Origin of the sequence: Mycobacterium palustre (assembly GCF_002101785.1) — a bacterium.
Lineage (GTDB): Bacteria > Actinomycetota > Actinomycetes > Mycobacteriales > Mycobacteriaceae > Mycobacterium > Mycobacterium palustre.
On the sequence record NZ_LQPJ01000109.1, the window covers coordinates 1 to 11,561 of the forward strand.

The window sequence follows — 11,561 nt, forward strand, 5'->3', positions numbered from 1 at the left end:
CGACACGCCACACCCCACCCGGGGGTTCTCCTCACATCAAGCCGACACGCCTGCTACCAACGTCCTGGCCGAGTACAGCTAGGCGCTCACCGGCTCGCGGGATCGCTCGTGGCGGCGCACCCGTTCGATGGTGGCGAAGTACCACGCCAACGGGAACGAAAAGCTGGTGAAGAAGCTCGCCAGAAAGAACAGCCAGGGGCGCCGGATGCCGCGTCGATAGCCGTCGACGATGGTAAACACCGGCAGCAGAACGACATTGGCGATGAGGTAGTCCTGGCAGCCCGAGCCGGCGGCCGGGTTGCCGAACTGCATCCGCAGGAAGTGCGGATAGCTGGCCGGGCCCTGCACGATGTTGCCCTGGCCGTTCGCGTCGAGCACGAAGTGGATGTTGAAATACCAGCCCAGCGCGATCGACGCGATGCCGGCCGCGTAATACACGCACTCCAACGGCGAAAACCACGGGCCTTCAGCCGGTTTGGCGTAAATCGTCGGGTTGGACGCGACAATCCAGGCGATGACGGCGACCCCGAGTATGGCGTGGACATAAAGCCAGATCATGGCCGAAGTGTCGCTCTTGCCGCGAAGTTTTGTCAATAATGACAGAACACAATAGGGGGTACCGTACTGCCATGGTCAGGCCGGCGCAGACCGCGCGCAGCGAACGCACCAGGGAGGCGCTGGTCCAGGCCGCGCTGGTGCGGTTTCTGGCCCAGGGTGTGGAGGGGACGTCGGCCGAGCAGATCGCGTCCGACGCCGGGGTGTCGCTGCGGACGTTCTATCGCCATTTCAAGTCCAAGCACGATCTGCTGTTTGCCGACTACACCGGGCTGAACTGGTTCCGCGCCGCGCTCGACGCGAGGCCGGCCGACGAACCGATCATCGATTCCGTCCAATCGGCCGTCTTCTCGTTCCCGTATGACGTTGAGGCCGTGACGAAAATCGCCGCGCTGCGGGGCGGTGAGCTGGACCCGGGCCGCATCGTCCGGCACATCCAGGACGTCCAGGCGGACTTCGCCAACGCCATTGAGGAGCAGTTGCGGCGACGTAACCGAGCGGCCGAGCAATCGCCGGACGCCCGCCTGCGCGCCGCCGTCACCGCCCGCTGCGTCGCCGCGGCGGTTTTCGGCGCGATGGAATTCTGGATGCTCGGCGACGACCGGTCCCTCGGCGAGCTGGCCCGCATGTGCCACGCGGCGCTGGAGACGCTGCGGGCGGGCATCACGGACACGTGGGCGACCCGCGGCTGAAGCAAAAGGTTTCGTCAAAATTGACAAAACCGAGGAGCCGTGTCAGCCTCCATGCGTGGAGGGCAGGGCATGACCGGATCAGACACCGATTTTGACGCGATAGTCGTGGGCGCGGGCCACAACGGGCTGGCCGCGGCGGTGCTGCTGCAGAAGGCGGGGCTGCGGACCGTGTGCCTGGACGGCAAGCTATACGCCGGCGGGATGGCCTCGACGGTGGAGCTTTTCGACGGGTACCGCTTCGAGATCGCCGGCTCCGTGCAGTTCCCGACGTCGGCCGTCGTCGTCGAGGAGCTCGGGCTAAACAGCCTGCCCACGATCGACCTGGACGTGATGTCGGTCGCGCTGCGCGGCGTCGGCGACGATCCGCTGATCCAATTCAGCGACCCCGTCAAGCTGTTCACCCACCTCAACGAGGTGCACGGCGCGGACGCCGTCAACGGCATGGCGGGCCTGATGGCTTGGAGCCAGGCGCCGACGCGGGCGCTGGGAAGGTTCGAGGCCGGGACCCCGCCGAAGACGTTCGACGAGATGTATGCCTGTGCCACAAACGAGTTCGAGCGCTCCTCGATCGACGACATGCTGTTCGGCTCGGTCACCGACGTGTTGGACCGCTATCTGCCCGACCGCGAAAAGCACGGCGCGCTGCGCGGTTCGATGACCGTGCTGGCCGTCAACACGCTGTACCGCGGCCCGGCCACCCCGGGCAGCGCGGCGGCGCTGGCGTTCGGGCTCGGCGTTCCAGACGGCGACACCATGCAGATGAAGAAGCTGCGCGGTGGCATCGGCGCGCTCACCGCCCACCTGGGCGACGTGCTCGAAAGCCACGGCGGCGAGGTGCGGTTGCGCACCAGGGTGACCGAGATCCTGCTTTCCCAAGGCCGGGTGACCGGCGTGCGCACCGAGGCCGGGGACACGCTGACGGCGCCGGTCGTCGTGCCGGGCATCGCGCCCGACACCACGCTCAACGAGCTGATCGATCCCGCCGCGTTGCCCGCCGGCATCCGGGAGCGGTATGCGCGGATCGACCACCGCGGCAGTTACCTGCAGATGCACTTCGCGCTGGAAGAGGCCCCCAAGTTCGCCGCGCCCTACGAGGCGCTCAACGAGCCGGCCATGCAGGCCTCGATTGGGCTGTTCTGCACGCCCGAGGAGGTCCAGCGGCAGTGGGAGGACTGCCGGCGCGGCATCGTTCCGGCCGACCCGACGGTGGTCTTGCAGATCCCCTCGCAGAACGACCCGGACCTGGCGCCCGAGGGCAAGCACGCCGCGTCGGCGTTCGCGCTGTGGTTCCCGATCGAGGGCGGGGCGGATTACGGTCAGGCGAAGGTCGAGATGGGACAGCGGGTGATCGACAAGATCACCAGGCTGGCGCCGAACTTCGAGGCCAGCATCACCCGGCACACCACGTTCACGCCCAGGCACATGGGGGTGATGTTCGGCGCCCCTGGCGGCGACTACTGCCACGGGCTGCTCAACCCCGACCAGATCGGCCCCAACCGGCCGGGCCCGAAAGGCTTTCGTGGCCAGCCTATCCCGATCCAGGGCCTGTACCTTGGCAGCGCGGGCTGCCACGGCGGGCCGGGGATCACGTTCATTCCCGGCTACAACGCCGCCCGCGCGGCGCTGGAAGACCTCGGCCGCTAGCTAAGGTAGCGGCGCCGGTCCAGCAGTTCGTCCAACAAAGCGGTGAACTCGTCGGCGCGGGCCGGCGTGAACGCGGGGCTGGGCCAGGTGCCGGGCACGTCCAGGGTGATCAGCGTCGACTTGAACGGCCGTTGCACGTCCAGGGGCAGCCAGCGCCGGAAGTCGGAGCTGCCCCAGATGCGGAAGCGCTGCACGAACAGGCCCAACGCCTCGGCGCGGTAGCCGCGGATCGCGTCCAGCGCGATGACCTTCGACGTGCCGGAGGGAAAGTGGTAGCGGCGCAGCGTGATCGCCGCGCGGTCCAGCTGGACCAGGCCGTCGTCGTAGGAGGCGTTCATTTGCGGGCGCTTCGCAGCTGGTGGCCGCGCGCGGTCAGGCAGCGGCCGTCGTCCAACCGCCACCGCCATCCGTGCAGGTTGCAGGTGAGCGTGTTCCCTTCGACCACACCGAACTTCGAGAGGTCCGCCTTGAGGTGCGGGCAGCGGCGCTGAATCTCCCAGCCGTCCATGGTGATCGATGCGGAGTCGTCGTGGGTCTCGGCGAACCATCCGTCGGCGTAGGCGATCCGTTCGTCGGTCAGGCACTTGAAGAACGTGTACAGGTATTCGTTGTAGCCGCCGACCCGCCACGCCCGGAACCGGGTGGACAAGAAGATGGTGTTGACCCAGTCGGGCTCGCGGTCGCGCAGCACGGTGCGGACCAGCTCGGGCGCGATGACGAAGCCGTAGCGGACCTTCTCGTCGGGAATGCGTTCGCGCACGGCACGTTTCGGGAAGTCCAGGATCACCGCCTCGGCGCCGATGACCAGCTCGACGGGATAACCGATGCCGTCGCAGACCTCGTTGCTGGCCAGCATGATCGGCTCGAACAGCGCGCGCAGTTGGTCCAGCAGCGGCGCGCCGGTGGGCGGCGCCCAGCTCGCCCGCTCCGCGGCCAGCACCGGCGCCATCCGTTCGGCGTAGTCGGCGATGTAGGCCGCCTTGCCGGTGGTGAAGATGGCCTCCACCTGGTCGTCGGGTAGCGGATGGCGCAGGGAGTTCAGCGTGGGGCCGGTGAAGTCCGCCGTCGTCCCGGGGATCATCAGCAGGCCGCGGTCGTGCCCGTGCGCGCGCAGCTGGTCCAGGAAGACCATCTGGTCGGGAAAGATGTTGGCCGGGTCGCCGTGGTCGTCGTTGAGGTGGCGCAACTCGGGGTCCAGGAAACACGGCGGCCCGGCCGACGGCACCACCCAGGTCGCCCCGACCTGGGCGATGTACTGGCGGGCGCGGTCCATCTGACGCTGGCGCTTCTGGATGCCGAACGACTCCTTGGCGCGGGCCGACATGTCGTAGACCATCGGGTACCAGATCGCCCCGGAGTACTGCAGCAGGTGCACGTCCACGTGACCGAAGTCGGCGGCCAGCACGTCCAGATCGGTGGGCCGGGCGTCGTTCATGTTGAAAACCGTTGTGGTGCCATCGGATACCACCAGCGCCGAGTCGCCGATCGGGCCGTCGGCCGGAGCCCGAAGCGCGATGATCATGATCTCGAGGTCACCCTTAGGCCCGCTGACTACGTGCTTGACCGAGTCATTGGTCTCGAAGAAGCGATGAAATCCCAACTCCTCCAAGGCGTTTCGCAGGTCTGGCACCGGAAAGTCGGGCAGCAGCACCGCCGCGTCCTTGTTGACGTGCTCGCGCAGGTTCTTTGCGTCGAAGTGGTCGCGGTGCAGGTGCGAGACGTACAGGTAGTCGCAGGCGCCCAGTTCGTCCCAATCCAGCGCGCTGTTGTCCGGGAACGGGAACCACGACGCGAAGTAGGCCGGATTGACCCAGGGGTCGCACAGGATGCTGCCCGCGGGGGTCTGGATCAGAAATCCGGCGTGGCCTACGCTCGTGACCTGCACAAATACCTTCCGTGGGGGACGTTGGGCCTGCCGACGGTTTACGGCGTTTCAGCCCCCGAGCTTAGCGCGACGCCGCCTCGTGGTTCGCGTCCTCGGCGGCTCACAGCCCGGAGCACTAGGCTGAGGGGCTGTGGAACCGGTATACGGGACTGTCATTCAGCTCGCCCGCCTGATCTGGCGCGTCCAGGGTCTCAAGATCACCGTCTTGGGTGAGGAGAACCTGCCGAAGACCGGCGGTGCGGTCATCGCGATCAACCACACCGGTTACCTGGACTTCACCTTCGCGGGTCTGCCCGCCTACAAGCAGGGCCTCGGCCGCAAGGTGCGTTTCATGGCCAAGCAGGAGGTGTTCGACCACAAGCTCACCGGGCCGATCATGCGCAGCCTGCGGCACATCTCCGTCAACCGGCAGGACGGTTCCGCGTCCTACGAGGAGGCCGTCCGGAACCTCAAGGACGGCGAGCTCGTCGGCGTCTACCCCGAAGCCACGATCAGCCGCAGCTTCGAGATCAAGGAGTGCAAGTCGGGGGCCGCGCGGATGGCGGTCGATGCCGGGGTGCCGATCGTCCCGCACATCATCTGGGGCGCCCAGCGGATCTGGACCAAGGGCCACCCCAAGAAGCTGTGGCGCCCCAAGGTGCCGGTCCTGGTGCTCGTCGGCGAGCCGATCGAACCGACGCTGGAAGTCGAGGAGCTCAAGGGGCTGTTGCACTCGCGGATGCAACATCTGCTCGAGCGGGCCCAAGAAATGTACGGGCCGCATCCGGCCGGCGAGTTCTGGGTGCCGCGCCGGCTGGGCGGGGGCGCCCCGTCGCTGGCGGAGGCGGCCCGCGTGGACGCCGAGGAAGCCTCCGCGCGGGCGGCCCGCCGCGCCCACTCCCCAGGGGCGCGGGAGCGGTAGCCGATGGCGGAACCGACCTTTCGCACCCTCGAGATCCTGGCCCAGCTCGTCGTGCTGGCCACCGGCACCCGCATCAGCTATGCCGGCGAGGAGCACATCCCCGAACGCGGCGGGGCCGTGATCGCGATCAACCACACCAGCTACGTCGACTTCCTGCCCGCCGCGTTGGCCGTGCATCGCCGGCACCGCCGACTGCGGTTCATGATCAAGGCCGAGATGCAGCGGGTGAAGGTGGTTAATTTCCTGATCAAGCACACCCGCACCATCCCGGTGGACCGCGGGGCCGGGGCCGACGCCTACGCGGTTGCCGTGCAGCGGCTACGCGAGGGCGAGCTGGTGGGCGTCTATCCCGAGGCCACGATCAGCCGCAGCTTCGAGCTCAAGGAGTTCAAGACGGGTGCGGCGCGGATGGCGGCCGAAGCCGACGTCCCGATCGTCCCGGTGATCGTGTGGGGCGCGCACCGCATCTGGACCAAAGATCACCCGCGCCACGTCGGCCGCCACAAGATCCCGATCATCGTGCGGGTGGGCGAGCCGCTGCGGGCCGACAAGGACATCACCTGCACCAACGCCGCGCTGCGCGAATCGATGAACGCGCTGCTGCACCGGGCTCAGCAGTGCTATGCGCACCCACCCGGCGAATACTGGGTTCCGCGCCGGCTCGGCGGCGCTGCGCCGACATTGGCCGAGGCGGCTCAGATCGAAACCGAGGAGGCCGCGGCCCGGGCCGCGAACCGTACCCCGCATCGGTCGCGATAGGGCGAAGGAGAGGGACATGGCGGAAGGTTTTTACCGGTTGTGCGAGTGGATCGTTCCACCGGTCGTAGCCATGCAGGGAACGACGTTCACGTTCCAGGGCCTGGAGAACATCCCGTCGCGCGGCGGTGCCCTGCTCGCGCAGAACCACACCAGCTACCTCGACTGGCTTCCGACGTTGATGGCCGTCAAGGAGCGCGGCCGCCGCGCGTACTTCATGATCAAGGCCGAGATGGCCGAGGTGAAGGCGGTCAACTACGTCATCAAGCACGCCCGGCTGATTCCCGTGGACCGCCGGGCGGGCCACGACTCGTTCGAGGTGGCCGTCGACCGCCTGCGCGCGGGCGAGCTCATCGGGATGCATCCGGAGGCCACCATCAGCCGCAGTTACGAACTCAGGGAATTCAAGACCGGCGCCGCGCGGATGGCGCTGGAGGCGCGGGTGCCGCTGATTCCGGTCGTCGTGTGGGGCGCCCACCGGATCTGGCCCAAGGATCACCCGAAGAAGGTGTTCCGCAACAAGGTTCCGATCACCGTGGCGGCCGGCCGGCCGTTGGCGCCGATGGGCACCTCCGAGCAGCTCAACGTCGCGTTGCGCCAGGCGCTCAATGCGCTGCTGTACCGGGTGCAGGAGGAGTATCCGCACCCGGAAGGGGAGTTCTGGGTGCCGCGACGGCTGGGCGGCGCCGCGCCGAGCCAGGAGGATTCGCGGGCGATCCGGTTGGCCGAGTTGCAGGAGCGCGTGCGGCGCCACGGCACCGACGGGGTGACCCGCCCGGGGCAGAACCAGAGCGGATTGCATTGACGGCATCGGTTTTCCGCGCCGGCGGACCGCCTCGATGACCTTGCCGAGGCTGATCGCCTGCGACGTCGACGGCACCCTGTTCGACGAGAACGAGACCATCACTCCGCGCACCCGCGACGCCGTGCGCGCCGCGGTCGCCGGCGGGGCCCGGTTTCTGGTGGCCACCGGCCGCCCACCGCGATGGATACGTCCCGTGGTCGAGGCGCTGGGGTTCGCGCCAACCGCGGTGTGCGCCAATGGCGCCGTCATCTACGACCCCGAGCACGACCGGGTGCTGTCGGCGCAAACCCTGTCCGTCGACACCCTGGCCGAGTTGGCCGAACTGGCCACCCGCGTCATCCCGGGCGCGGGCCTGGCCGTCGAGCGGATCGGCGAACGCGCCCATGACTCGGCCACCCCGCAGTTCGTCAGCTCGCCGGGCTACGAGCACGCCTGGCTCAACCCGGACAACACGGAGGTGTCGATCGAGGACCTGCTCAGCGCGCCGGCGATCAAGCTGCTGATCCGCAAGAGCGGGGCCCGCAGCCAGGACATGGCGGCCGAACTGGCCAAGCATGTCGGGCTCGAGGGGGACATCACCTACTCCACGAACAACGGGCTGGTCGAGATCGTGCCGCTGGGGATCAGCAAGGCCAGCGGCGTGGAGGAGATCGCCAAGCCGCTGGGGATCGCCAGCGACGAGGTGGTGGCGTTCGGCGACATGCCCAACGACCTGCCGATGCTGCGCTGGGCCGGCCTCGGGGTGGCCATGGGCAACGCGCATCCCGACGTGCTTGCCGCCGCCGACGAGGTCACCGCGCCCAACAACGACGACGGCGTGGGCCGGGTGCTGGAACGCTGGTGGCTTTGAGCCCGTCAGCCCGCGGGGGTGATCGCCGCCGCGAGCTGTTCGGGGATGTAGTTGACGAACAGCGGGGCGAGCCCCATGAACGGCGTGCCGAAGATGGTGACGAGCGTCGGCGGGAACCCAAGACCGCTGAGGTCGATCGTCGCCGTAACCGGGTGCGGCGGAACGAGAATCCCGTCAAACGGCAGGTGCAGGGTGATCGGCACGGTCGTGGCGAAGCCGATGGGAGGAAACGGTGGCGGCAGCGTGAGGTTGATCGGCACCGGGACCGTGAAGTCCACCAAAGTGTCGCTGTTGAGGAAGCCGTTGGCGACGACGGCCGGTGCGTCGATGAGCGCGTTGACCGCCCCCAGGCCGTTGCCCGCCAGCAGGGCCTGCTGAACCGCCGTCGCGCTGGTCGCCAGCCCGTTGAGGGTCGCGATCGGCGCGCCGGCCACCGCGTAGGTGAGCACCAACGGCAGCCCGAAGAACGCGCTGAGCGAACCGGTGGTGGGGTTCGACAGCGGCAACGCCGCGGTCGCCGAAATGCTGGGAATGGTAAGGACATTGAGCACGTTGGTGAGGTTCTGCGCCATCTGTCGAGGGATGGACGGGGGCATCAGGTTGGTGAGGTACTGCGCCTCCTGCCCCGGGATGTTCGCGATGGCGAAGAAGTTTCCCAGCGGGCCCAGGATCGTGGGGTTCACCGTGGCGGTCACCGTGGGAAGGACTATAGGCAGCGGAAAGATCCTTCCTCCGCTCAAGGTGACCTCGACGGTGCCCGGGTCCACCCCCGTCACCAATAGATTCGCGAAGGCCTGCGCCACGTCCTGCACGGCGCCGTAGTAATTGCCCGCCAGCACCGCTTGCAGGGCCACCTGCAGCTGGGCGCCGAACGCCGGCAGGCCGGTCACGATCCCGGTGAACGCGCTGCCGAGGTTTGTGAAGAACGACTGCGCGAAGCCCAGTTGCGCGGTGACGAACTGCTGGATGTAGAACGCCGGGTCGAACGCCAGGAGTTGCTGGACGCCGGCCTGGACGGCGGCCGGCAGGTTGGCCAGCACGGCGGGGAAGTTCTGCGCGGCGAAGGTCAGCGCCGCGGCGACCTGCTCCCAATAGCCGAGCTGGTTTGCGATGACCTGGCGCAGGAAGGGGAACGGGTCGGCGGACCAGGCGCCGAACAGCGATTCGAGGTTCGCGGTCGTGTTGGCGATGAGCTGTCCGTAGGCGCCGCCGGGATAGAGGGTGACCGCCGCGGCGGGCGCGTTGTCCGCGCCGAGCAGGACCTGCTCGGCGTTGGCGACCTCGGCGCCGACGTAGGCCGCCGCGCCCCCGTTGAGCAGGCTCACGAACTGGCCGTGAAATGCCGCCGCCTCGGCGCTGAGCGCCTGGAACTGTTGGCCGTACGTGCCGAACAGCTCGGAGATCGCGACCGACACCTCGTCGGCGGCCGGGGCCGCCACCCAGGTGGTGCGGGTCGCCGCGGCCGCGGCCGCTTCCCGCAGGCCCGAGCCGATATCCGCCAAGTTGTCCGCCGAGTCCGTAACGAACTCCGGCGCGATCATCACGAACGACACCGCCGTCTCTCCTCGACTCGATCCCGCGATCAGCGTTTGCCGGCCCGAGCCAGCGTACTGTCACGCAACGCACACGCGCCGGAGAATGGCGCGTTCCGCCCGGAAAAGCGGCCCGCGAAACGTCTAGGTCGCGGCGGGATGGGAGGGCAGCGAGAAGTGTTCGGGCGGGACCGTCGGCCCGCTCGGCGACTGGGTGGCCAACGGCGTCGTGATCCCGTCCACCACCTCGGTGACGTTTCCGGTGAGCCGCTCGAAATTGAGGGTTCCGTGCTGGAAGTTCTGCGTGATCCGCAGCGGCTCTTGGATTTCCGCGCTGGTCGGCAGGCCCAGCGGGCCCCGCTCGTAGCTCAGCGACGCCCAGGCGTCGTAGATCGCTCCGGTGATCGGCTGCGGGCCGGTCGCGGGTGACCAGTACATCGCGCCCTTGGCGAAGGTGACGTAGCGGGCGTCGCCTTCGGCGCTGTCTTCGGGGGAGGTGGGCGCGCCGAGCGCGCTGTTCATCCCGCCGATCGCCAGCCAGTGCTCGTAGATGGCGCCGCCCTCCAGCGCCTTGATCAGCTCCTCGGGCGGGTCGTTGAAATGCGAAGCGATGTCCCGGATTTCGTCCATCAGCGCGTACGCGGCGTTGCCCGGGCAGTCGGTGTTGCCGACGTCGCGGTGGGTGAAGATGGTGGGCAGGGTGGCGATCGCGCCCGCCGGGAAGGTGGTGTAGTGGCTGCCGGCCGACTCCAGCGCCACGGTGCCCTTGGGGTCGACGCCGTCCATGCCCAGCCGCCAGCCCAGCAGCCGGCCCACGGTGCGCAGCTGGATCGGCGTCGGCGGCACGTCGTCGAAGTTGCCGATCATCGCGACGCCCCAGGTGTTGCGGTTGAACCCGCCGGTGTGGAACGCTTCGACCGCCTTGGTCAGGCCGCCGGCGCTGCCCTCGAACACCTGCCCGTACTTGTCGACCAGGGCGTTGTAGGCGATGTCGCACCAGCCCAGCGTCTTGCTGTGGTAGGTGTAGATCGCCTTGACGATCCCGGCCGATTCCAGCGGCGAGTAGTCGTTGCTGCCCGCGGTGTGGTGCAAGACGGCGGCCCGAATCCCGTTGTCGTACTGGGGACTGCCGCAGCGCAACGACTCGTCGGCGCCCCACTCCGCGCGGCTGATGATCGCGGGCGCCTGGCCCGGCATCAGCACCCCGGCCGGCGGCGTCCAGTGCGTCTTGGCCGGAGCCTGCGGCGGGGAGATGAGGATCGCCGAGATGTTCTGCGCGTACGGCCGCTCCTTGGACGCCGGCTTGTACCCCAGCCCGCCGCCGTCCACGGACGCGCTCGGCGGCGCCGGGGGCGGTTGGGTCACCGGCGCGTCGATCGGGCGGGTGACGGCGACCTGCACCGTGGTGGTGGTGCCGACGAAGACGGGATCCGTGCTGCGGGGGCCTTCGCTGGGCCCGGCGCCACCGGCCGGGCCGCCGTCGGGCGCCGCGGTTTCGTACTCGGTCTGATACCACGGCCCCCAGGAGCCGTCGGTGCGCTTGGCCCGCACCCGAATGGACGTGCCGGCGAGGTCGCCGGTCAGCGCGACCAATGAAAACGGCGTCGGCTGGCTGAGCTCACGGACCGTGACGCCGCCGCCCAGCCCGATCAGCGGCTGCTCGGCGAGCCGGGTGTCGCCGACCCGCGGCGAATTGGGAGCCCGGCCGTCGCGGGTGGCGTCGCCCACCCACGAGACGAGGACGACGGTCGCCGCGATGGCGGTAAGCAACATCGTCGGCGCGCGATTGCGGGACACCAGCTGATGTTACTTGTGTTTCTAGTGTTATTAATGAGGCGACACGGCCCGGTGGCTTGAGAAGTCCACGAAAGCCTGTTCGACGGCACCGCAGAGGGTGGGGACGCCGGGCGGGTTCGTCGACCCGGGCCCGGGCAACTCTGC

Annotated in this window: 11 protein-coding genes; 6 read left to right on the forward strand and 5 right to left on the reverse strand. The window is 68.6% G+C overall.

The window, feature by feature from the left end:
- Nucleotides 1-78: 78 nt before the first annotated feature.
- Nucleotides 79-558: a DUF2834 domain-containing protein gene (locus tag AWC19_RS15960; protein ID WP_085079037.1), complete on the reverse strand. Its 480-nt coding sequence runs from the start codon at nt 556-558 to the stop codon at nt 79-81.
- 71 nt (nt 559-629) lie between these two features.
- On the opposite strand from AWC19_RS15960, the gene AWC19_RS15965 reads away from it, so the two are divergent.
- Both AWC19_RS15965 and AWC19_RS15970 read left to right on the forward strand, forming a co-directional pair.
- Entirely contained in the window at nt 630-1,247 is a 618-nt protein-coding gene (locus AWC19_RS15965) for a TetR/AcrR family transcriptional regulator (protein ID WP_085079038.1), read from the forward strand.
- Nucleotides 1,248-1,316: 69 nt separating this feature from the next.
- Nucleotides 1,317-2,891: a phytoene desaturase family protein gene (locus AWC19_RS15970; protein WP_085079184.1), complete on the forward strand. Its 1,575-nt coding sequence runs from the start codon at nt 1,317-1,319 to the stop codon at nt 2,889-2,891.
- Here the strand turns inward: AWC19_RS15970 and AWC19_RS15975 are convergent.
- Together AWC19_RS15975 and AWC19_RS15980 are read right to left on the reverse strand one after the other, a co-directional pair.
- A complete protein-coding gene (locus AWC19_RS15975; RefSeq protein ID WP_085079039.1) occupies nt 2,888-3,229 on the reverse strand; it encodes a hypothetical protein in 342 nt (113 codons plus the stop codon). The genes AWC19_RS15970 and AWC19_RS15975 overlap by 4 nt on opposite strands.
- The gene (locus AWC19_RS15980) at nt 3,226-4,776 is read right to left on the reverse strand and encodes an MBL fold metallo-hydrolase (protein ID WP_085079040.1); all 1,551 of its coding nucleotides are present in this window, start codon (nt 4,774-4,776) and stop codon (nt 3,226-3,228) included. The genes AWC19_RS15975 and AWC19_RS15980 overlap by 4 nt, the downstream gene beginning before the upstream one ends.
- A gap of 130 nt (nt 4,777-4,906) precedes the next feature.
- Between AWC19_RS15980 and AWC19_RS15985 the strand changes: the two genes are divergently transcribed.
- Genes AWC19_RS15985 through AWC19_RS16000 form a run of 4 tightly spaced genes read left to right on the forward strand, consistent with a single transcriptional unit; the run spans nt 4,907 to nt 8,088 of the window.
- Nucleotides 4,907-5,677 (forward strand): lysophospholipid acyltransferase family protein, encoded by a 771-nt coding sequence (locus AWC19_RS15985; protein WP_085079041.1) that lies wholly within the window; start codon nt 4,907-4,909, stop codon nt 5,675-5,677.
- Nucleotides 5,678-5,680: 3 nt separating this feature from the next.
- Nucleotides 5,681-6,436, forward strand: coding sequence for a lysophospholipid acyltransferase family protein (locus AWC19_RS15990; protein ID WP_085079042.1), 756 nt, complete (start codon nt 5,681-5,683; stop codon nt 6,434-6,436).
- A gap of 16 nt (nt 6,437-6,452) precedes the next feature.
- Nucleotides 6,453-7,238 carry a lysophospholipid acyltransferase family protein gene (locus AWC19_RS15995; protein WP_085079043.1) on the forward strand — a complete coding sequence of 262 codons (786 nt, stop codon included), beginning with the start codon at nt 6,453-6,455 and terminating at the stop codon, nt 7,236-7,238.
- Between the two features lie 34 nt (nt 7,239-7,272).
- A complete protein-coding gene (locus AWC19_RS16000) occupies nt 7,273-8,088 on the forward strand; it encodes a Cof-type HAD-IIB family hydrolase (protein ID WP_085079044.1) in 816 nt (271 codons plus the stop codon).
- A 5-nt stretch (nt 8,089-8,093) separates the two neighbouring features.
- Here the strand turns inward: AWC19_RS16000 and AWC19_RS16005 are convergent, their stop codons facing one another.
- Both AWC19_RS16005 and AWC19_RS16010 read right to left on the reverse strand, forming a co-directional pair.
- On the reverse strand, nt 8,094-9,641 hold the full coding sequence (locus tag AWC19_RS16005; RefSeq protein ID WP_085079045.1) for a PE family protein: 1,548 nt from the start codon (nt 9,639-9,641) through the stop codon (nt 8,094-8,096).
- A 123-nt stretch (nt 9,642-9,764) separates the two neighbouring features.
- Nucleotides 9,765-11,420, reverse strand: coding sequence for an LGFP repeat-containing protein (locus tag AWC19_RS16010; RefSeq protein WP_211284942.1), 1,656 nt, complete (start codon nt 11,418-11,420; stop codon nt 9,765-9,767).
- Between the last annotated feature and the right edge of the window lie 141 nt (nt 11,421-11,561).